We start from the raw sequence: 23,220 nt of genomic DNA, 5'->3' as shown, positions 1-23,220 counted from the left end.
CACAGGTCGTCATCGTCGACCAGGAGCACCTCAGAGGTCGTACCGTGCCAGGCTTAGCCATAGAATCCAAAACCTTTCAAGCTGCGCATGCACCTTCGAGCCACGTTGCCGATGATTCGCCAACTCAAGCGACGGAGCGCCAAACTGCCAGGCAACCTAAATTCAGCAAGGACATGCCCTCATGCAAGCGCTTACGCTCTTCGGGCGTGCGTCCAAAGCGCCACTCCTTGTTCGGCGTCGATAGCACACAACCCATACCAACATACGTACGTTATGGCATGGTAGACAGGTCCCCATCCGCTCAGCGGGCAAGGAAGTGCCGTTCACGGCGATGATCTCCAATCCGGCGGACAAACGCCATTGGGGCCCCCCTTCCTTCGCTACCAGCCAGCGGCACTTCTTCTTGACGCACACTGCCAGTTCCTGAATGCTTCTAGCATTAAATCCGGGATTGCCGGCGTACGGGAGCTCCCATCATCTTCGTGAATCATTGCTGGCCGATGCAGGTACGTTCGCCGACGGCATGCATCGGGGCATCCGACATAGACGCAAGATAACAAAGGCCGGCTAGGTCAATGCCGGGAGCGCCCTCGGTTTAGCGGCTGAATTCATTTCAACGCACCCGTCTTCACCTGCAGCGGATACAGACGAGCCACACGATATCTCCACCTTAGGCTTCGGCGTCCAAGATCTGGAACAGACGTCGATTTACCAACCGTGAACCGTCCGCTCGTGGCGCGCTCAACCATTGGCAATACCACACAGGAATGCGAAATTGATGCCATCCGACTCGCCGCCCCCGGTTGCAAGACTCGGTGCCACAGAAGCCTCTCTTTTAAGAACGTTGACCGGCTTGGTCACAGCCGTCATCGTGATCGCCGGATTGCGTTTCGGAAGGGCACTTTTGATTCCTGTGACGCTCGCGATCTTACTGAGTTTCCTAATAGCGCCATTAGTCGGCCTGCTCAGCCGCGCCAGGTTGGGACGGCATGCGTCCGTACTTCTGTCGGCGCTGATTGGGCTGGGGCTTAGCGTCACTGTTGCCGGAATCATAGGCGCGCAGGTCGGCTCCCTAGCCTCGGAGCTACCGAAATACCAGGCAGCCTTGGAATCAAAGGTCGATCGGTTCCAGGCGGTTGTTATCGGCGGCGCCGACCGACTGATCTCCGGCGCGACCTCCGCGATAAAACGGATAGGAGGCGGCCACGGCTCGGCCGATGTTTCATCCAGCCATGCTCGTCCGGCCGCGAACGCGGCTCCGAAAGCGACGCAGGCGGACCCTGCCGAGCTCTCGACACTCAGCTTCGCCCAGCGCCTGGTCGCGCCGATCCTGGGTCCCTTAGAGACACTCGGCATTGCGCTGGTCGTGACTGTATTTATCCTGTTGCAGCGCGAGGACCTGCGAGATCGGCTCATACGGCTGTGCGGCACACGAGACCTGCATCGGACGACCACGGCGCTCGATGAAGCCGCACATCGCCTGAGCCGGTATTTCGTCGCACAGTTCGGGATCAACCTGGGGGCTGGCCTTGTCGTGGCCATCGGCTTATCGATCATCGGTGTTCCTGGCGCAATCCTCCTGGGCGTAATCACTAGCTGCCTCAGATTCGTACCGTATATCGGCGTCTGGATGGCGGCGATACTGGCGCTCGCGCTAGCCGCGACTGGTCCCGACTGGTCCATGCTGTTCTGGACGCTCGGCCTGTTTCTCGCGGTGGATCTGTTGGCGGGACAGGTCATGGAGCCCTGGCTGTATGGCCGCAGCACCGGACTGTCGCCCGTGGCGGTCATCATCGCCGCGATATTTTGGAGTGGGATGTGGGGCCCTGTGGGCCTAATACTGTCGACGCCGCTGACGCTATGCCTGGTCATCCTAGGTAGGCACGTCGAACAATTGCAGTTCTTGGATATCCTGTTCGGCGACAAGCCTCCACTCACCCCGGCGACCACTTTCTACCAACGGTTACTGGCCGACGACCCGGACAGTGCGATAGAACAGGCGGAAGAGCTGTTGAAATCTATGAGCTTGGCGCAGTATTACGATGGCGTCCTGGTGGAGGGACTGCGTCTCGCACGCAACGACGCGCTGCGCGGCGTTATACCACCGGAGCGCCTGACGCGTATGAAGGAAACCCTTGACGATATCCTAGACGGCTGCGTCGAACTCGCACAACCCATACCACCGGCCGCCGCCATCGCTGCACATGCGCGGCCAGATACCGGCGCTCAAGTACTGTGCATCGCGGGACGGGGGATTTTCGACGAGGCATTATCGACCGTGCTGGTGCAGCTGCTGCACAGGGAAGGCATTGCGGCCGGCACGGCGACCTATGCGCGGCACCCGGATACGCTGGCGGGAAATATTGAGATCGGTGCCACCAGCGAGATTTGCATCATCTCGATGGACGCCGAATCGCCACGAGCCTACTTGCGCGTGCTCGTTCATCGCCTGCATGAACGCGCCCCCCTCGCGACCTTGTCCATCGGTTTGGGGGCGACGGAAGCTGGAGACGAAAGAGGCCATTTTCCGCCGGCGATTGGTATCGCAACGCTCGGCGAGTATCTCCGACGTCTCGCGCGGGTTGAGGAGGGGTTGGAACCTAACGCTGCATCGCCAGCCCTTCTTCAACAGTCATAGGGTGACGACAACGCGATGCCGGCCGCCGTCCAGGCGGACCGTTGCAGGTCCCAGTTTCAGAGGTCGGACCTCGCCGTCCACGAGCATGGATGTAACGCCGTGCCCGAGTCCGGTCGAATTCTCCACTCGCAACTCAATCACCGTTCCGGCCACCTGCACGACCGCTTCGAAGCCCTCCCACGCCGCAGGAAAGCACGGCTCGATCTGCAAGGCCATCCCCCTCCGCGTCAGCCCCAGAATGCCCTCGACAGCTGCCCGATACATCCAGCCCGCCGACCCTGTGTACCATGTCCAGCCACCTCGTCCAGTATGGGGCGCCACCGAATACACGTCCGCTGCGACGACGTAAGGCTCCACTCTGTAGCGCCTCATGTCTGCCGGAGCTCGCGTGTGATTGATGGGGTTGAGCATCGAGAACAGCCCGGCGGCCTTGTCGCCTTCTCCTAGCTTTGCATAGGCGAGGACCGCCCACAGCGCTGCGTGCGTATACTGGCCACCATTCTCGCGCAAACCTGGCGGATAGCCCTTGATATATCCCGGGTCGTGGGAAGTTCGGTCGAATGGCGGGGAGAACAGCAGTGCGAGCCCATCGTCGTGGCGCACCAGATGCTGTTCCAGGCTGGCCATGGCGGTCCGAGCACGTTGCGGATCCGCGGCACCCGACAGAACCGACCAAGACTGGGCGATGGAATCAATGCGGCATTCATCACCCGCGGCAGAGCCCAGCCAAATCCCGTCGTCAAACGTCGCGCGCCGGTACCACTCGCCGTCCCATGCGTGAGCTTCGATGGACTGCACCACCCGATCGGCATGTTTGCGCCATCGCTGGGCACGCACGGGATCGCGCGCCCGAGCTATCGGTTCGAATAAATCCACCGTACGGCGAAATAGCCAACCAAGCCACACGCTTTCACCACGGCCGGCTTGCCCAACCCTGCTCATGCCGTCGTTCCAGTCGCCCGTGCCCATCAAAGGCAATCCCCGCACGCCGGTAAGCGCCATGCATTGGTCGAGGCCGCGCGCGCAGTGCTCGAATAAATCGGCGCTTTCGTCCGATTGCGTCGGTTGGAAGAACGCGTCGTGGTCGCTCGGATCGAGCGCCGGTCCGCGAATGAAGCCGACAAGCTCATCCATGACGGCTTCGTCACCACTGTGCCTGACATAGTGCGCCGCCGCGTATGCCAGCCATACCCGGTCATCCGAGATGCGCGTGCGCACGCCCTTGCCGGATTCCGGCAGCCACCAATGCTGCACATCGCCTTCGACGAATTGTCGGGAAGCTGCTCGCAACAGTTGGAGCCGCCCCAACTCCGGCATCGCAAAAGCCAGTGCCATGCTGTCCTGCAACTGGTCGCGGAAGCCGAATGCCCCACTGGACTGGTAGAACGCCGAACGTGCCCACAGCCGGCAGGAAATAGTCTGGTAGAGCAGCCATCCATTGAGCAGGACATCCATGGCGCGATCAGGCGTCTTCACCTTGATTGCGCCTAGGCGATCGGCCCAACCCGACTTAACCTCGTCCAGTACGGCCTCGAGCTTTCGTCGGCGATAACGCAACACAAGCTCGCGTGCGTTCTCGGGTGAGTCGCATTGACCGAGAAAGAACGCGACCTCCACGGACGCGCCCGGCTCGATCACCAGGGTGCGCTGTAGGGCGGCACAAGGGTCCAACGCCGCACCGCAGCGTCCGGACAACGTTTCCCCATCCTGCAAGGCCCGCGGCGCGGCAAGGTCGCCATTGTCCCCCAGGAACTCGCGTCGGTCCGCGGTCAGCGCCTCCTGAGTCCCTGCCATGTCCGCGAAAGCGGTTCGTCCCCCGAAGTCCAGGCTCCATGGGTTGGACGCGAACACCGCCCCCGTGGCTTCGTCCCGTGTTGTGACCAGGAACGGAGCCGATGCGCTGCGCGCAGACCCCAACACCCATTCCACATAAGCTGTGACCGACAGACGGCGCATGCGGGTGGAATGATTGACGAGCGTGAGGCGCGAAATCTTGATAGGATCCTGGGGTGCGACGAATTGAACCAGCGTGCTGGCGATTTCCGCATGCCGATATTCGAAGGCGCTATAGCCGAAGCCGTGGCGGGCCACATACGCTTCCTGTCCGCGCACAGGTAGCGCGGTAGGCGTCCACAACTCGCCGCTCATTTCGTCGCGCAGGTATAGCGCCTCGCCGCACGGATCCAGGACCGGATCGTTCGACCACGGCGTCAGCTGGTTTTCCTTGCTGTTCTCCGCCCAGGTATAGCCGCTGCCCTCCGCGGAAACCTGGAATCCGAATCGGGGATTCGCTATGACGTTGATCCACGGCGCGGGCGTGACGGCACAGCCTTGCAGCTCAACGACGTACTCGCGGCCATCCTGCTCGAAGCCTCCAGTCCCGTTGAAAAACTCGCGCTCTGAGTCCGTTGCGACGGGAGGCGACACTTCGGTGAACTGTTGGGCGGGAAGAGCCGCCGACGCGCGGGGCGACGATTCCACGATGCGTGCAAGCTGATCCGCAACGACCCCATGAGCCGCCCAAAGGACGATGTGGGCGACTGACTGGAAGAGTTCCCGGCCGGCCGGCGTCATGAGATCGGATCGCATCGTGAAGACCGCGCCTTTCGCGAGCTCCGCACCGAATCGCGGTCGCGCCTGGCTGCTGCGGACCGCCGTATCGATGGCATTCTGCAGGTCTTGCACATACGACGAAGCGCGCTCGTTCAAGATCACCAGGTCGACCGCGAGTCGCTTCATGCGCCAATACTCATGCGCCCGCAGCAACTGCCGGACGACCGCCATATCCTCTACGTCGTCGATACACAGAAGCACCATGGGCAAATCACCTGATATGCCATGAGCCCATAGTCCTGACTGGCTCCCTGCCCCACGCATGATCGAAGCGGAGGGCGGCCTGAAGCGTGAATCCGGAAAGATCAGCGCAGCAGCCAGCCGCTGGAAAAGCGCCGCCTCGTCCGAATGCATCTCCAGATGCCGCAATTGCACCTGGGCTTGGGTCCAGGCGAGGGTTTCGGCGCGTTCGAAGCCGCTTCGGTCATGGTGGGTGTCCACGAGGTCGAGGAGTGCAGTACGGCTATCCGCTGCAAGGGTCCAGAACGAGATGCGGGCAGACTGGCCCGGAGGCACCCGCACGCTATGCCTGATGGAAAAGACGGGATCCAGTACGGTTCCGACAGTATTGGAAAGAGACTCGACGCTGGTATGAGGGGCAGGCCGCCAGTCGTGCGCGCCGCGGTCCAGGAAGCGGGCGCGGTCGGTTTCGTACTGAACCGGCGCCAGGGACTCGCCTTCGATCACGGCGAAATGGGCCGCCCAGATTTCGGGCTCCTCGGGAGAGCGTCGCCTGCGCGTAGCGAGCAAAGCGCCATATTCAGGCAGAAACTCGGTTACCACGAACATCTTGGAGAATGCGGGATGGGCGCGATCAGCCACGGGTGCCGCGAGGACCAGCTCCGCGAAGGATGTCAGCTCGATACTGCGTGCGCGGCGGCCGCTGTTGACCAGCGAAACGCGGCGGACTTCGCCGTCGGTTTCACCCGATACCAGTATCTGCATCGTCGTCGTCAGCGACCCATCGCGCCGCGTGAAATCCGCTCGATCCTCGGAGAACTCGATGCGCCACTGCGTGCTCTTGTTGTCCTCGTGGTGCGGGACGGTCGACCACGTCGTTCCGAGCCGCAAATCACGCAAGAATATCCGTGACCCCATTGCGTCGCGCGTCGGATCGGCGTGCCAGCGGGTTATGGCATTATCGCGCCAACGGCTATATCCGCCCCCAGCAGTGGTGAGCATTACCGTGTAACGCCCATTGGACAGCAGGTGCGTATGTGGCGGTCCGGGAGGAAGCTGAAAGTATCGCCGGACATTGTTGCCCGAACGCTCGGCGCGCATTGCAGAGGTTCTCACTTCTTCTGCGCGAGGGTGCGACACCGTCAAATCGCGTGGCACACGTTCCTGCAGTAGCGAATCACAGGCCTGAATCATCGGTTCCTGGTGAAATCGGTCGCGCATGCGGCCATTGTGCACCGCGTTGGCAATGGCGACGATCGTCATGCCCTGGTGGTGGGCCATGAAGCTGCGCACAATGGCGACCTCCTCGTCCTCGCGCAAGCGCGTAGGGGTGAAGTCCAAGGCCTCGTGGAAGCCGAATCGACCCGAGGCGCCTAGTTGCGCAAGGCGTGCAAAATTGACACGCGCGCCTTCCGGATCGATCATTGTCGCCAGGCCCGTGGCGTAGGGTGCTATCACCACATTCTCTGAAAGCCCGCGCTTCAGGCCAAGCCCAGGCACGCCGAAATTGAAATACTGATAGGTGAATTCGATGTCGCGGGCGTTATAGGCGGATTCGGACACGCCCCACGGGATACCCAACTCTGCCGCGTATTGCTGCTGGCGTTTCACGATCAAGCGATTGGTCTGCTCCAGCACGCTTCCCACGGGCGCTCGCAAGACGAGCGAAGGCATGAGGTACTCGAACATGGAGCCGGACCAGGAAATAAGCGCAGAGCCATGGCCAACCGGCGTAAAAGTCCGCCCCAGCCGCAACCAGTGCTTGGAGGGCACATCTCCTTTCGCAATCGCGAAAAGGCTCGCCAACCGAGCTTCCGAGGCGAGCAAGTCATAACAACTCGCGTCCAGCCTGTTTTCCGCCACCGAATACCCGATCGAAAGCAGCTTGCGTTCCGGGTCAAGCAGGAAACCGAACTCCATGGCCACAGCCATCTCCCGCGCTTCCCTCGCGATCGCCAGCAACAGGGCGTCGGTTTCACCTCGATGACGCGATGCATCGACGTCCGAGCGATGCTCCTGAATTGCCGCGGCAAGCGCATCGGTCCAGAACGTCAGGTCGGCTGGCGAGCCGTCGGCTCCCCCCAGCTCCAGCGTGCGCGCGTAGCGACCAGCCTTGGTCGCAAGACGCAACAGCGCGGGCAGCAACGATCGGGTGTCCTGCCGGTCGGACAGCATCACATCCATTTCGTCTAGCGCTTGCGTCAATTGACGCAGCGGATCGTTACCGGCCATGGCCATTTCGGCAATGGTCTCCCGCGCCAAAGCGATCGTATCCTGCAAACCTTGGCGCATGGTTTGCCCGAACGGGCTTTCCCTCCACTCACGGCAGGCATTGCCCAGCGCGATGAGGTGTCCCGCCAGATTGCCACTGTCGACCGAAGAGACGTAGGCCGGCGCAAGAACATGCAGGTCATCCGTGGCATACCAGTTCAGGAAGTGTCCCCGGTGGCGTTCAAGCTTGCGCATCGTGGCCAGGGTGCCCTGCAGCCGATCGATTGCCTTTTGCGTCCCGATCCAACCGAAATCGCGTGCCGCCACGATGGACAGCAGGTAGAGCCCCATGTTCGTTGGCGAAGTGCGTCGAGCCAGCACAGGTGTGGGCGTCTCCTGAAAGTTATCGCACGGCAACAGATGATCGTTGCGTGTGACGAAGGTTTCGAAAAATCGCCAGGTGCGCCGCGCCGTCCTTCGCAGCGACAATTCGGTCGACTCGGTGATACGCAGCTGGGACGGGAGCGCGCTCGCACAGCTGATCCACCAAGCGTAAAGAGGTGCGAAGGCCCACAGCAAGAGAAAGGGTGTGACCAGCGGCCATGCAAGCGGATGGATCCAGAGCACCGCGACGCAAGCGAAGATGCCCAGCAACACGCCGGGCCACATCATGCGATACATTCCGGCGACGCCGGATCGGGCGACGCTTGCCGATTGCGCCGCGGTGGTCCATTCGAGCAAATGCCGCCGGCTGACCGCCAGGCGCCAAAGCGTGCGGATAATGGCATCCGCCATTCGCCACGAAGTATCGGGCAGTAGCGTGAACGTCGCGAAGACCTGCTGGCCAGCCTGGGACAGGTCCTTAGCAAATATCGCGGTGCGGTGGCTGAACGCGACTCCCCTGCGACGCGCCGTGGCGAAGCTGAATGGGGATAACAATGCCGGGATTGCCTGGCAAAGCAAGACGAAAAGAGTACCAGTCCATGCCGCATGCAATGGCAAGAGCCACGTCGCCGGCAGCGCCAGGAAACCTGCAGGCGCCAGCAGGGACCGTCGCAGATTGTCCGCCATCTTTCCCCGACCTGCGCTGGGCAAGGCACCACTGCGTTTGCGGCGGCCGAATATCCATGGCAACAATTGCCAATCGCCGCGTGTCCATCGATGCGTGCGGCGGACGGCTACGTCGTAACGCGCCGGAAACTCCTCGATCACTTCCACATCGGATGCCAGTGCCGCCCGCGCGAATATGCCTTCGAAAAGATCGTGGCTCAGCATCGTGTTGTCAGGGACGCGGCCGGCGAGCACTTCTTCGAATGCATCGACGTCATAGATACCCTTGCCGGCGTACGAACCTTCCCCGAATAGATCCTGGTAGACGTCGGACACCGCCGCCGCGTATGGGTCCATGCCCGCAGGACTGGAAAACAGGCGTTGGTAAATGGAACCTTCCCGATGGCGCGGCAGCGATGGCGTCACCCTGGGTTGCAAAATGGCGTGCCCTTCGATGATTCGTCGGCGCTCGGCGTCGAAGCGTGGCCGATTCAACGGATGTGCCATCTTGCCTATCAGCATTTCCGCGACATCACGAGGCAGACGTGTGTCGGCATCGAGCGTAATGACGTAGCGTACGCCGGGCGATAAACGCTGCGACAACCCTTCGATCGGCGTATAGCTCGTGTCCGTGGCGCCGCGCAGCAGTCTGTTCAGCTCGTGCAATTTTCCTCGCTTGCGCTCCCATCCCATCCATACGCCTTCGGGCGGGTTATAGAGCCGGCGGCGATTCAGGAGCAGGAATCTGCTGCCGGCGGGCGCCGCGCCATGCTTCGAATTCAGATGCGCAATGGCCGAAGCGCCGGCCTGCAGCATCGCCTCGTCGCCCGCCATGATCTCGGATTCCGCATCCAGGCCATCTGTGAGCAACGCATACACTAGGTCGCCGCCGGCCCCGGACAGGAACAGGACTTCCAGCTGTTCCACCTGCTCAAGCAACGCGGCTTGGGTGGTGAGAAGTATGGGCACAGCCACCAAAGTTCGGCACTCACCGGGTACGTTGCGAGTCATATCGACCCCTGGCAGTACGGCGGCGCCCAGTTTCCAGGTGACTAAGCGATTCACCAGGGCAGTCGCGAGCTCGGTGGCGGGCAGGAACGCGAGCAGCAGGAACGGCATCGCGCCCATCGTTGTGATTCCCATAACCCAGGCCACCAATCCGGCAAGGGCGAATGAAAGGACAACGATCAGGCCCATGTACCCCAGCATTCCCGACCGCGTCGCCCAACGGTCCAGGCGAAGGCGCAGTGGCGGCCGATATGCGATGCGGACTTCCAAGGCCGTCCTACCCCTGCCGACCAAATAGAAGCCCGGATCGCCACGACGTTCGCGGTCGGAATCACAAGGCTCCGCAAGGGCCGCTGCTGCCATTGCCGAAGCGTTCCGAGCCACTTCGAGCTCACTCATGGACGAGCCACGAGCTAGCTGCTCGATTCCCTTGCGATACAGATCCCGCGTCGCGAAATCCATTTCCGCAAAAGGGCAAGCTTCCCGAAGGCATCTGTCTGTCAGGCTGACACTTTCAAACCATTCCGCCCAGTCGATGTCGGAGATGAGGCGCATACTCGAAATCACGTTGCGCACGCTGACGTTGGCTGCACCCTGCCATTGCTGCGCCTGCCGCACCACATCTTCAACAGTGGAGCCTTGCGCGTCGAGATGTCCTTGCAGCCAGCTCAAGACTGGCGTTTCCTGCGGATCTAGGTCACGCAAGCGTTTGCTCAGTTGCGCAGCGAATATCTCGGGCAGAGCCGCCGGCATGTGCTTCAAGGTATCGATAGTTGGAGCCGCGCTCGAGTCGCCGGCATCCCCCGGATGCAACATGGCATCGGCGATTTTGTCCGCCTCCTGCCGGGCCGCGCGGCCGGCACCAAATTCCTCCGCGAGGCGGCGCAGATTTTCGACCAACACGATACGCAGAGTGATGGCAATCGCCCACAGCTCGCCGATGGTCAGCGCCTGGACTTCCTGGTATGCGGAAACGAAGCGCCGCAATATTTCCGGGTCGAAGTTGCTGTCCGTATGGGCCACGAACGCCCAGGCGACACCCAGCACTCGTGGATAGCCTTCAAAAGGACCGTTGGCAAGCTGAGGAAGCTGCCGGTAATACCCTGGAGGCAAATCCTCGCGAATCTGCCGGATCTGCTCTTCCACTACGTGATAGTTATCAAGTAGCCAATCTGCCGCAGGTTCCACGCTGCGACCCTTCTCGAGTTCCTGTGCGCTCTCACGATAGGCTGACAGAAGAGCGGCGGCGTTGCTGTCCAGGCGTTTGCGCAGCGCCAATACCCGAGGCGGCCGACTACTGACCTTCTGGGCTTCTGCCAAGCTGCGCCCATGTTGAGCAAGCCGTTCGGCGCCGAATAGCTCGCTTCTGACCGGCGCTCGGTCATCCCAGCGCGCCGAGTTCTTTATTTTTGCTTTGGTTTTGATTGCTCGCCCCCGGTAGAAGGGCGCGGGCCCGTTGCCGGAACAGGCGCCGGCTTGGGGGGTTGCTTCGGCTTTTTCGCTTCTCGATTGCCGCGGATCTGGCCTTTCGCCATGGTTGTCGCTCCTAATGTTGTCGATCGCAATTAAAAAGCCCTCGATCGAGGGCTTAGTTTTACAGATCGCGAATTCTGATCGGCTCGGAGGCTTTAGCGCCTCCGTCGATAATGAAATTCATGCACCGGTTCCTCGAGGATGTCGAAACGCCACGACTCCCTATTACCCCCCAGCCGTCAAACAGACCGTGGCAGCAGGACCTCAGCATTCCGCAACCGAAGCGCCGAGCGGAGTAGAACCACTTGAAGATGTACGCCTGCATGGTCATTCCTTGGGGTGGAGGGATGCTCCTTCGAGCGGGATTCCAAGGAAAGGACTATGAACGGTAGAGCGCTTGGGCGCAGGACGGAACAGAATCGCGGTACTTGAGTCTTGAAACCAATGTGACCGACATTGGCTAGCCTGTCAAGAACTGGGTTGATAGCCGGAGTTTTTCTGGTTACCAAACAGCACAGCACACCGCGCGGGACGTCGAAGCTTATGCATACCCACCCCGATCTAAATTCGAGAAATTCGGCGTATGACCCCAACCCCGAATTAGTCCGGATCAGAAGCCTAAATTTCCGACTCATTGGAGACAGCGTTTTGGCCTTCGGCCAAGCGCCAACGCGCGTATTCGGCAGGTGCCTGCCACTTCAGCGCGGAGTGTGGACGAACCTCGTTATAGTACGTCCGCCAGCCATCGATTTTCTCCTTAGCGTCGGCAAATGACAGGGACCTATGGTTGTTCAGGCACTCCTGCTCCCAACGGATGTCCACAGGTCGACCGCCGTGAGCCAAGTGGTCGCCGAAGCCGGTCATGCACAAAGCCATAGGCTCTTAGGCTGCTCCACCTTCATCCATCTAGGCGATCTAGACGACGCGGTTCTGCGCAGGGACGCGCTCAGACGCATACACGTAGTGCACTGGCGTCGAAGCAGGACCGGCATTCGGTGCTGTTCTACCGCTGTGGCCCCGGGGAACACCAACGCTGCCTAATTGAGCGCGACACCAATGCCGAGCAGGTACGACATGGCCCTCACGAACGTTGCCGGCGAACCGATTGCAATTGCGAGAGGAATAGGATGCGAAAGAGGAAGTCTACGAACATGGGATCGCCTCCGATGAGCATCGAGCCAGTGTTTAGCCGCTAAATTCCCATCGACCGGAACTATTCATCGACCAGGTGCGGCCGCCTGCTGGTCACGAGCGACTTGAATGCCGCATGGATCGTGGGGGATAGCGTGCCTGGATACGCTTTCGTCTGGCGAATGAGAGAGAGCACGCGCATCATGTCGTCCGCGATTTCGCGATCCACGCTCCACAGGTCCGTGAGATCGAAGCCACCGCAACTGGTCGCGTTCCACCAAGCGAGAAGAAAATCCGCGACGCGTTTGCTTTGCCCCGTGTACTGGTTCGCAATCTTGATTAGCCGCCAGAGTGCGTCGACGCCTTCCCGGTGCAACGAGAGATCCGCTGGCTCGCTGTGGGTCAGTGCGTCCCTGTTGCGCCTGCGTTGCAGCTCCGCTTTCGCGGAAGCCATCGCCTCGCGATTCGGTTTACGCATAGGCGACGGCTTTGCCACTTTGGCATCCCTGCGGATCTCCTTAACCGTGCTGCGCGTGGGCTTCGTATCCGTCTTGGTCAACAACGCTTCCACCGCTGCCGGCGCCTCACGGTGGGCGCTCGCCAACTCATTGGCTAATGTGACATCCTGGACCTTACCAGTCACCACAGCGTGGGCGACAGGGTCGGGCAGTGAGAGCATGCGAACGTGTTGACTCACCCAGGCCCTGGATTTACCCAGCATTCCGGCGACATCCGCCTGTGCCATGCCTTCGGAGAGCTTGCGCCCGATGAAGTCTGCGATCTCGCGCGCAGTTAGATTCTCGCGCTGCACGTTTTCGATGACCTGGTCGATATCGTCAAAGTCCGCGTCTACGAATGCCGGGACCTGCGTCAGTCCCGCGACCCCGGCGGCGCGGAAACGGCGATGCCCATGGTTGATAACAAAACGACCCGGCATGGTGGGATGCGGACGCAGCGAAATCGGCGACTTGATGCCCTTCTTCGCGATCGACGTGGCCAGTTCGTTGATGCTCTCGGCGCTGAATCCGGGATTGTCGGCCGTACGGGAGTTCCCTTCATCTTCGTGGATCACAGCCAGATCGAAGTAGGTCGCTTCGCCGGCGGTGTGCATCGGAGCGTCCAACATGGATGCCAGATCGCCAAGTCCTGCCAAATCAATGCCGGCGGCACCTTCAGGTTTAGCGTCTAAACTCATTTCGCGACCCCCATCTTGTCGAGGACATGCACCCCTAGCGCACGCATTTCGGCACCGGCCGCGCGGGCTGAGGTTTTGCGGCTTTTCCAGACGGCCTCGCCGCTAGCAAGTGCCTCTGCCACGCTTGTGCGCAGGCCGATGACTACCGGAGCGAGGAGCTTTTCGTTGGCACTTCGGACCGCAGCAAGATGGCGCACCTGCCTCGGATTGCGGCTATCTACCCGGCTCGGCACGATCCCTAGGAAGGAAAGCCTCGGGTTGTGCTGCCGCGCATTGAGAATGACGCGCATCATCCCCTTGATGCCTTCGATGCTGTAGTCCTCCATCTCGACCGGGCTGATAACCGCATCGGCGTTGCGAAGAGCCGTGATCGTCGCGATCCCGATGCTCGCAGGGGTGTCGATCACGCAGAGGTCATAGCCCTGCGTTTCGAAGGCCCGCAGATTTACCGGGTAATTCATGAGCGCCTGGTCCAGCGGCAGATAGATGACGTTGGCAAGCAAAAGGTCAGCCGCGATCAATCCGATTGGACTATCAGACGCTGCTGCTGGCGGCAGCGTATCGAGGAACAGTGAACTCGCAGGAATGGTCAGCTGGTACCTAGCGAGCGTCTTCGACAAGTTGCCGGTATCGAGATCTACGGCCAGGACACGCAGGCCTGCCTCTGCGGCGTGAAAGGCGATATGCGCAGCGGTAGCGGTTTTTCCCACTCCACCTTTGTTCTGTGCGACAACAACAGTTTTCATTGGATGATCCTCTGGATTTGGAACTTCCTCGCCGCCTGGCCCCGGCTATCCCGGTTTAGCGGCTAAACACACTATGGGTGGGTTGATGGGCAGTCACTCCCGACAGATTTGGCCGTGCGGCGGGTCCGTGACGGCAGGGGGCGAAAGATCTGGCCAAGTAAGCCAAAAATCGCGGGGGCGCAAGACACTTCGCGGCACTCCAGTGGCACGCTCGATCGCAAGGCCTTTGCGGGGCCCGACCAATTTGTACCCATAGGCGATTTGTCGGACGTAGTCCCATGTGGTGCGTTGCGCGAGGCATCGCGCGCGCGCCTCGGTGATGGGCGTTGTTTTGAGCCAATGAATAAGCGGCTCAATACGGGCGAATCGTTTGATGGCATCCATATGTACTAAAGAGTACATATTTTTGGCATAAATGTCTTGTACTTTTTGGTAAAGCACCGGTGGGTCATGCAGAATCCGCTGCATGGACGCCGCCGCGCACGAAATGCAGGTCCGTCGGGACCAACTTAGGGCGTGGATACAAGCGCACTACCCGAACACGCGCGCGTTTTGTAAGGCGCATAGCCTTAATGAAAGCGAGATCTCTCAGCTGCTCCGGACCAAGAGCTTCGGCTCAAGGCGAGCTAGAAACCTCGAGGCAAAAGTCGGCATGCCTCTGCGATATTTGGAAGGCTTGCACGCTGCGGCTTCCGATTTGCCCTCGCCAGCACGCGAGAGACACCATCCACCTCTCCCCTCCCCGACTTGGCCCTTTCGGGTCGCCTCCTATGATGACTTCGTGACGCTTAGCGCGGAGAAGAAGCATGAACTCGATATACGTGTTTCCGAGTTCATCGCGGGGGCAATGCAGAAAAAAAGATCGGCTTAATCTGCACTCACCGGTGTATGGCTCATGCGGCACGCGCACAGCCGCGCCCTCCAATCGTCTGCGCTTGCGATTGGTCTGGAGCCGCGACAAATCGAGCGGCTAACGGGGCAGCGCTGACAGCAGCTAACCGGAACTTGGAACTGGGGCGTTGCGATACATATGTATCTTATTGTAGCTGCCCTCGCTTAATTCGCGATAAAACGCGGAGATCTGAAATATGTACCAAAAGGTATTGACGGAACATGTACTAAAAAGTACATTTGCTTGCCAATGCTCTTTAACACAACGAAACACCACATGTCCCGCGTTCGCTGAGAAGCGCCGCGATCGGGAGATAGCCGCATGCCCTGGACGAAAAAGAAGCGGCAAGAATCAGTGTGCCAAGTGGTGGCCCGTGAAGCCCGTCGATCGAAATAGGTCGGCGTAGTGAATCCGGACAGGTGCAGAGCCTGACAGGCACATTGATCTCGCGAGAGCGACGACTCACCGTGGCAACGCCGCTAAGACGGCCAGCAATCAGGTCGCTCGAATGAAAGCCGAGCAGATACAGACGGGAATCCGACTGCAATGCCTTCACGCGAGCGCCCCAGCAACAGCTTCATGCCTCACGTGGCGAGTAACGTGTCTGGCGAAGACCAGGTTCGGAGAACAACGCACCTGTGCCGTGCAAGTCGGCAAGACGCCGCCCGCGTCGTGGTATCTCGCAGGCGGCATCCGAATCGGCGTTCACATCAAAGGCCCGTGTTTAGCTGCTAAACACGCCCCGCGGAGCGCACCGATTCGGATGGGCTGTTTAGCAGCTAAACACATGCTTTGCCATCGGGACCTTTCCATGGATCGCAAACTTTACCCAGCGGAGATCTCCGTGGGCGGCGCGAGCCGCGCCTACTCCCCCGAATTCCAGACCGAAGAACAATATGCCGCTTCGTGGAAGCGCGTGCTTGTGCTTTCCCACGGGAAGGCCGAGGTGCGTTGCCTGTGTCCTGGCCCGGGTGAAAAGCGCCTTTCGATTCATAGCCGTTCCAATTCGGATCGCTTCCATCTGGCGCGATTCCCCGATACCGGCCCGGAACATAGCGAAGACTGCGTCTATTCCGGCGTGGATCCCGAAATGTCCGAGCTCGGCGCCTATCGCCGCAGCGTCGTCCAGGAACTGGATGACGGCAACACGAAAATCAAGCTCAAGCTCGGCCTGCAGCAACGCCCAACATCTGCACCGGAAGAAGGTCCGGGGGATTCGCCGACAGAACAAAAAGCGTCAGCCGTGCGCCGAGGTTCCAGCCAGGCGAGCATGACCTTGCTTGGCCTGTTGCACTATTTGTGGACCCAGGCAGGCTTCAACGTGTGGTCGCCCGCGACGCAGGGCAAGCGGACGCTCGGCGTGCTGCATCACCACCTGCCTCGAGTAGCCGCCGCGACGTATGTTGGCCGCGTGCGCCTATCCGGCAACCTGCTGATCTCCACGCCGACGGCAACGGGGCGGCAGGCCGACCTGAACAAGGCCAAGGCAACGGAAGCCATGAATCGGCGTCGACGCCTCGTTGTGGTCGCGCCCTTGGCCCAATATCAAGCCGGGATGGAAGAGGCGCAGCGCCTGCCGATTGCGGGGTTTCATGGGATCCCCCACCTTGCGCTTACGCCCGAGGCCTGGGACGTTCTGCAGCGCAAGTTCCGTATCGAGGTCAACGGTTGGATGTCCGGCGAACAGGTCGTGGCGATCGTACAGACCGATGTACCCGCTCCCATGGGCGGATCGGTACGCGCACAAGTCAGCGACATCGCGCTGATGCTGACGACGCCGCAATGGATCCCGGTCGACTCCGGCTACGAAGCCGCCGCCGCGGCCAGCCTGGTCGCCGAAGGACGTCGCTTTGATAAACCACTGCGCTTCGATTCAGGCCCGGATCAGGTCTTTCCAGACTTCTGGCTACTGGACGCCGGCGATCCCCTGCCGATGGAGGTGTGGGGCATGTCCGACACCGACTATATCGAGCGCAAGAACGAGAAAACCGCGCACTACGACGAAAAGTACGGCGCGGGCAATTGGTGGCAATGGGATGCCGCATCCGGCGTCCCACTGCCATCTTTCCCGAGCGCGAGATCGCGGACTGTGTGATGTGCCTCGCACAACGCGACCAAAACTGCCGCGCGGCATTCTAGGATTTGCAATGACACTTGATCACAGTGACTCCCTGGCGAGCCTCGACGTTGCTTTGCGCGCGGTGGAAATCTACGCGCAGCGTCATCCCCGACCCAGCCAAGTTACTATCACCCAGGCAGCCGAGATGTTGGGACTGAGTCGTCCGACAGTTCGCTCCTTGATGAAGGACGGGAAACTCTCCCTGAATGGGTGCGGTCGCATCCCCATCGAGCAAGTCGATCGGCTCCTGGCGCCTCACGGCTCCCCAAAAATTCCCCATATTGCCCGGAAAGCCGCATAAACATTAGGCATACGATTCCGGCCCCGGGCACCACGAGATTCCGCGGACCGGCTTGGCCTACGAGGCGGTCGAATGCAGGTCTGCTTCCCTGCCTGAAAGCCGTCGACACCTCTCGGACGCCGCTGACATGTATAGAAAAGCCGGATTTTTATACACGTCGCCGGTAACATGTATAAAAAATCGCGTTTTCTATACATGTCCGCCATGCCCGACCTCTACACCATCCCTCCGCTCAGCCAGCTAGATGCAAGTCGGTTCGACAGCCCGCCCATCCTCAAAAAGCTGGCGAGTAGCAGCCGCGCCCTGGCCGAACTCAAAGGGGTAGCCGCCTCCATCCCAAACCAAGGGATCTTGATCAACACCCTTGGGCTACAGGAAGCGAAGGACAGCTCCGAGATCGAAAACATCGTCACTACGCACGATGAGCTGTTCAAAGACGACGTCGTGCCTGAAGCATTCGCGAGCCATGCAGCGAAAGAAGTACTTCGCTACCGTCAGGCACTGCGGCTGGGCTATGAACAGGTCCGGAAGACGGGCTTGATCACCGTCAACCACATTGTTCAGATCCAGACCGAGCTGGAACGCAATCGCGCGGGCTTTCGCAAACTGCCTGGGACGGCGCTGAGGGATGGCGATGGCATTACCGTTTATACACCCCCACAAGATCCAGCGGAGATCGAAAGATTGATGACCGAGCTAGAACGCTTCATCAACGACTCCGACCAATTCGAGGCCGATCCGCTAATCAAAATGGCCTTGATTCATCATCAATTCGAAAGCATTCATCCCTTCTATGATGGCAATGGTCGAACGGGACGCATATTGAACGTTCTGTATCTGGTGAAGGAGTCCCTGCTCGATGTGCCCGTCCTCTACCTAAGCAGCTACATCGTTCATACCAAATCAGAGTACTACCGCCACCTTCAGCAAGTCCGCGACGAGGATGGCTGGGAAGATTGGATTCTCTATATGCTGGAGGCGGTGGAGCAAACGGCACGACGTACGGTTACGACTATTACCGCCATTAAAACTACGCTCTTCGACTACAAGCACCGCATTCGGGCCGGTTATAAGTTTTATAGTCAGGACCTTATCAACAATCTATTCACCCACCCGTACACCAAGATAGAGTTTCTGCAAGATGATCTGAAAATATCCAGGCTTACGGCGGCCAGATATCTAGACGCCCTCGCCGAAGGCGGCTTTTTGCTAAAGCAAAGAATAGGGCGTGGGAATTACTATGTGAACGTGGCACTCACTGAAATCCTGCGCGGCCTGCAAGCGCAACAATGACAATTCGCTTGTCCCACCCATCCTTTCGGCAATCATTCCGCAGGCTTCGCCACTTCGCGGGCCACAGCACGATCATACCTCTGTGTGCAGTAACGCCGCCTAGCGTATCCGGCTGTAGTCAAGCGGCCGCATCAGCGCGCTGTCCACTTGCACGATCTTCTGCATATATTTCGAGCGCATGAGCTCCCGAAGCGCCGGGTCGCTGTCTTGCCCTTCCTTCCACTGCTGCCAGCAATCCAGTGAGTCGAAGCGCCGCAGTTCGATGCTTCGGGCAGACGCGCCGTTGCTCGTCCCAGGGCCGATGTAGGTGTCGAAAAGCCCGATCAACCTGACGCCGTCCCGTTCAAGCGCCGGCGCAACCTCTTCCTGGTAGATCTTGTGGTGCTCTCGCGTCGTGCCGGGCTGGAACCACATCGTGCGTTGCTCAACATAGCCGCGCGGTGCGCTGATGACGCTTTCAACCGCGGGCCATTCCTCCGGCAAGGCGGGCGAGACCGGAACCTGTCGAAGAATCGCCGTCTCGGTCATGTCCACCGTGCGATTCTGGTTGTGGTGCTCCCTCAGGTTCTCGTCCGCCCTGACTCGATTCTGGTGGGCATCCCAGGCCGTCAAGTCCGCGAACTGGCGCAGTTGCCAGATGGCGCACCCCGCATCAGGACCCACCAGCACTTCCCACGCGCCTATAAGCCGTGATCCGTGGCCATCCAGGCTGGCGATGATTTTTCGGAAAACGGTGTTCCTCGACTCAAGCTTTCCCTGTCGAGACACGATACGTCGATGCTGGAAAATCATTTTTGATCAAACCTCCAATTTATGTGGCCTGGCGCCACGATTCAACCCACGAAATTCGGTTCAACGGGCTGCTTTTTCACCTGTCGCGGCAGGCCCTGACGCCGCGGCCTTGAATTGCTGGATCTGGTTGACCAGGAACGCCCGGAATTGCTCCGGGGTGGACGTGACCACCTGTTGGCCCTCGTCGGCCAGGCGCTGCTTCACCTCGGGCGATTCGACTGTCGCGGTGAAGTCCCTGTTCAGGGTGGCCACGGCCTGGGCAGGGGTGCCGGCCGGCGCGAGCACGCCGTAGAACTGCGTAACCTCATAGCCCTTCAAGCCGCTTTCGGCCACGGTGGGAATGCCGGGGAACAGATTCGAACGTTGAGCGCCGGTGACGGCGATTGCCCGCAAGCGCCCCGATCTGACCAAAGGCACCGCCTCTTGCGGCGTCGCGAAAATCATGTCGAGCTGTCCGCCCAGCACTGCCGCCATGGCAGGGCCGCCGCCCGTGTACGGCACATGCAGCAGGCGCGCATGGCCCTGGCTGACCAGCAATTGGCCCGCCAGCTCCTGCATGCTGCCTATGCCTGCCGAACCATAGGTAAGACCGTTGGGACGCTGGTGCGACAACTTGATGACCTCGTCGACCGTCTTTGCCGGCACTGCGGGATTCACGACCAGCACATAGGGCGTCAACGTCAACTGCCCCACCGGCACGAAGTCTTTCAACAGATCGTAGGGCAGGTCCGTTCGGGTAGCCTGAAGCGCGGCGTGGCTGGCGGTGCATAGCACGATGGTGTAGCCGTCGGGGCGCGCGGACTTCACCAGGGTCAGGCCCACCGCTCCCGTGCCGCCCCCACGGTTTTCGACGAACACGCCCGGTTTCCACAGAGCCTGCATTTTCTGCGCGATCAGGCGCATGGAAATATCGGCCCCGCCGCCGGGCGCCATCGGCACGATCAGTCGTAGAGGGTGTTCCGGATACCCATCCGCCAGCGCAGACAACGGCATCGTGCCCATGCCCAGCGCGGCCAAGGCGGATAGCGGGCCAAACGCGCGAAGAACGCGACGCCGCCCCTGCAGCGGATGATCCCGGGAAGTTCCGGCGATCATGTTCGTGTTGGTCGTTTTCACGGTGCTTCCTTGCATAACGGTCCGATGCCTGGATGTGGCTGTTCGGCGATCCGGGCCAGAATCAATCGATGGTCAATGCCCTTTCCTGCACGAGCTTCGACATGACCTTGGTGCGGTCCTGCAGGCGCTTCAACGCTTGTGCGGGCGTATCGACTACGGGCTGGAAGTCCACCTTGCGCATGAACTCCACCACTTGCGGCGTCTTCAGGGCTTCCTGCACCTTGGCCGCCAGGAGGTTCACGATCGCGTCCGGCGTCGCGCGCGGCGCCAGCAAGGAGTAGAAATAGTCGATGGTGGCGGCCGGAAATCCCGACTCGGCGATCGTGGGAATATCGGGCGTCAGGGGCGAGCGCGCCGAACCGGATACCGCAAGCGGAATCAACTGGCCGGACTTCACGAATTGAATGGCACCAGGCAGCGCCAGGTAGCCGCAGTCCACCTGCCCCGAGACAATGTCGGTCAGCGCTTGCGACATGCCCTTGTAGGGAATATGCCGCGCCTTGATTCCCGTCGCCTCCACCAGCAGCTCCATCGCCAGGTGGCCGGGCTGCCCGACACCGGCGCTGCCGTAGGTGACGCCGTGCTCCTTGGCGTATTTGATGAACCCCTCCAGGGAGTCGATATCCAGCTTGGGGTTGACGACCAGGATCTGGCCGAAGCTCATCACGGACGTGACGGGTTTCAGATCGCGCAGCGGGTCGAAGTCCATGCGCTTGCCATAGAGGCTGGGGTTCGCCGCAATCGAACTGTCGGGCGTCATGAGTAGCGTGTAGCCGTCCGGCGCGGCGCGCACCACTTCACTGGCGCCGATATTTCCCGATGCGCCGGTCTTGTTCACCACAACGAACGTTTGCTTCAGTTCCTGCCCAAGCGCTTGCGTCAGCGCACGCGCGGCGATATCCAGCGCGCCCCCCGCAGTGAAGGGCGCAATGATCTGCACCGTACGTGTTGGATAGTCGACGGCGTGGGCCGTGCCTGCTGTCGCCGCCAGCATCAGCGTCGCAGCGATCCTTTGTAAGGGGCGGATGAGTTTCACGTTGTCTCCTCTTGTTATCGCACATGCGCTATGTCAGGTATCCAACAACCGCGTCGCCCGCATCACGGCATCGACGGCATCGACGCAATCGGCATCGCGGTATCGAATCAACGCCCGCACTGCGTGGTGCAGCCCCGCAAACGCCGTTGCCGGCGAATGGCATGGCCATTCGCCAGAAAGCGCCTCGCACAGCTGGATGATCTCGGCATGGTCCAGGTTCATGCCGGACGCATCCAGCGCCTCGGCCTGGACCTTTCGTCCGTCGCGCAGCTGCATTTCCACCCGGCATGCGAAGTGCTCGGTAATGCCTGGGTCGGCAACTGCCTGCACGCGCCTGCTTTGTTCATGGATGGGCCCTGGTCCATGCAGGGTGAAAAAATCGCTGAACGTCAGGCGGCCGCGCTGCACCACGGCTTCGATCATGAACGCCGTGCTCATGCAGGCGCCTTGCCGCGTGGGAAACGGGCCATACCGATCGATACCGGGGTAGGCGGCATCGCCAGGATGCAGCGCCACAGTCACACCTATTACGTCCTCGGAACTCAGGCCTTCCCGCGCCATCAGCTTCGTGGCGACCCGCACGGGCTGCTGGTTGATCACGCAGCCCGGCACCGGCTTCACCGTGACCTGCCGGATGCTCCATCCGCTGAAGTCCAGTTCGGGCACCGTGTCGCTTACCGCCCGAAAAAAACCTGCCCGGCCTTCGATCGAATTCGGCGCGGCCTGCACCCCTTGCTCCGCCAGAAGCGCGGCGACGACGCCGGCGCGGCTTGCATGGGCGTTATGCAGGGGCGCCTCCGGCGTGCCGTCGATGAAGCATTGCGTGACGCCCGACGCGTAGTTCGCTGCCAGCGCCAAGGCGATTGCCGTCTTGCGTTCATCCAGGCCGATGACCCGCGCGGCGCTGGCCGCCGCGCCGAATACGCCGAACACCGATGTGCCGCGAAGGCCGCGCTTGATGGCCGAAGCGATGGCGCCGTGCCCGAGTCGCGGTGGCACCTCGTAAGCGGCAGCCAATGCCGCCACCACCGTGTCCGCACTGGCCGCGCGGGCCTGCGCCAGGGCGAGCACGGCGGGGATGACCACGCAGCCGATATGGCCGCAGATGTCTTCATGCGTGTCCACCTGGTTGCGAGCAAACATCAAGGCGGCATTGATGGCCGCCGCGTCCGCCGCGGATCGGGTCTGCGAAGAATTCACCAGCCCCGCGGGGCCCGGTGCGTTGTGCACCACCGGCATTGCCGCCTGCAGGACATCGCCTTCGCCGTGATCCGCCATCGCAACGGATAGGGCATACAACAGCAAGGCTTCCAGCTTGTCGACGACGTCGTCCGGCAAGCTGGAAGCGTCCATGTGCAGGACGAAGCGGGCCAGCCGGCGCGCGTAGGGGTCCATCGCTTCACTGCTTACGTTCGACATTGAACAC

General features: G+C 60.9%; 11 protein-coding genes and 1 pseudogene. 4 read left to right on the top strand and 8 right to left on the bottom strand.

The window, feature by feature from the left end; genetic code table 11:
* The first annotated feature begins 778 nt into the window (after positions 1–778).
* Entirely contained in the window at positions 779–2,638 is a 1,860-nt protein-coding gene (locus tag CAL26_RS01265) for an AI-2E family transporter (RefSeq protein ID WP_094845145.1), read from the top strand.
* Here the strand turns inward: CAL26_RS01265 and CAL26_RS01260 are convergent.
* The 4 genes and pseudogenes from CAL26_RS01260 to CAL26_RS01240 all read right to left on the bottom strand — a co-directional run bounded on the left by CAL26_RS01260 (position 2,633) and on the right by CAL26_RS01240 (position 14,245).
* Positions 2,633–11,125 (bottom strand): GH36-type glycosyl hydrolase domain-containing protein, encoded by an 8,493-nt coding sequence (locus CAL26_RS01260; protein WP_094845144.1) that lies wholly within the window; start codon positions 11,123–11,125, stop codon positions 2,633–2,635. The genes CAL26_RS01265 and CAL26_RS01260 overlap by 6 nt on opposite strands.
* Before the next feature lie 666 nt (positions 11,126–11,791).
* Positions 11,792–11,986 (bottom strand): annotated as a pseudogene (locus CAL26_RS01250) (integrase core domain-containing protein); the annotation flags it as partial.
* 400 nt (positions 11,987–12,386) lie between these two features.
* Positions 12,387–13,499: a DUF7673 family protein gene (locus CAL26_RS01245; protein ID WP_094845141.1), complete on the bottom strand. Its 1,113-nt coding sequence runs from the start codon at positions 13,497–13,499 to the stop codon at positions 12,387–12,389.
* The gene (locus CAL26_RS01240; protein WP_094845140.1) at positions 13,496–14,245 is read right to left on the bottom strand and encodes a ParA family protein; all 750 of its coding nucleotides are present in this window, start codon (positions 14,243–14,245) and stop codon (positions 13,496–13,498) included. The genes CAL26_RS01245 and CAL26_RS01240 overlap by 4 nt, the downstream gene beginning before the upstream one ends.
* Before the next feature lie 1,703 nt (positions 14,246–15,948).
* On the opposite strand from CAL26_RS01240, the gene CAL26_RS01230 reads away from it, so the two are divergent.
* From CAL26_RS01230 to CAL26_RS01220, 3 genes are all read left to right on the top strand, one after another.
* Positions 15,949–17,232: a DUF1173 family protein gene (locus CAL26_RS01230; RefSeq protein WP_094845139.1), complete on the top strand. Its 1,284-nt coding sequence runs from the start codon at positions 15,949–15,951 to the stop codon at positions 17,230–17,232.
* Entirely contained in the window at positions 17,174–17,557 is a 384-nt protein-coding gene (locus tag CAL26_RS01225) for a helix-turn-helix domain-containing protein (RefSeq protein ID WP_306437083.1), read from the top strand. The genes CAL26_RS01230 and CAL26_RS01225 overlap by 59 nt, the downstream gene beginning before the upstream one ends.
* Before the next feature lie 204 nt (positions 17,558–17,761).
* Positions 17,762–18,850 carry a Fic family protein gene (locus tag CAL26_RS01220; protein WP_094845957.1) on the top strand — a complete coding sequence of 363 codons (1,089 nt, stop codon included), beginning with the start codon at positions 17,762–17,764 and terminating at the stop codon, positions 18,848–18,850.
* Between the two features lie 99 nt (positions 18,851–18,949).
* Here the strand turns inward: CAL26_RS01220 and CAL26_RS01215 are convergent, their stop codons facing one another.
* The 4 genes from CAL26_RS01215 to CAL26_RS01200 form a co-directional block, all read right to left on the bottom strand.
* Positions 18,950–19,642 carry an NIPSNAP family protein gene (locus CAL26_RS01215; RefSeq protein ID WP_094845137.1) on the bottom strand — a complete coding sequence of 231 codons (693 nt, stop codon included), beginning with the start codon at positions 19,640–19,642 and terminating at the stop codon, positions 18,950–18,952.
* A gap of 60 nt (positions 19,643–19,702) precedes the next feature.
* The gene (locus CAL26_RS01210; RefSeq protein WP_179283202.1) at positions 19,703–20,758 is read right to left on the bottom strand and encodes a Bug family tripartite tricarboxylate transporter substrate binding protein; all 1,056 of its coding nucleotides are present in this window, start codon (positions 20,756–20,758) and stop codon (positions 19,703–19,705) included.
* 61 nt (positions 20,759–20,819) lie between these two features.
* Entirely contained in the window at positions 20,820–21,794 is a 975-nt protein-coding gene (locus tag CAL26_RS01205; protein ID WP_143277331.1) for a Bug family tripartite tricarboxylate transporter substrate binding protein, read from the bottom strand.
* A 33-nt stretch (positions 21,795–21,827) separates the two neighbouring features.
* Positions 21,828–23,189: an MmgE/PrpD family protein gene (locus CAL26_RS01200; protein ID WP_179283201.1), complete on the bottom strand. Its 1,362-nt coding sequence runs from the start codon at positions 23,187–23,189 to the stop codon at positions 21,828–21,830.
* Between the last annotated feature and the right edge of the window lie 31 nt (positions 23,190–23,220).

Origin of the sequence: Bordetella genomosp. 9 (assembly GCF_002261425.1) — a bacterium.
GTDB lineage: Bacteria > Pseudomonadota > Gammaproteobacteria > Burkholderiales > Burkholderiaceae_B > Bordetella_C.
Note: the sequence above shows the minus strand (reverse complement) of the source record. Positions and strands in the feature narration are given on the sequence as shown.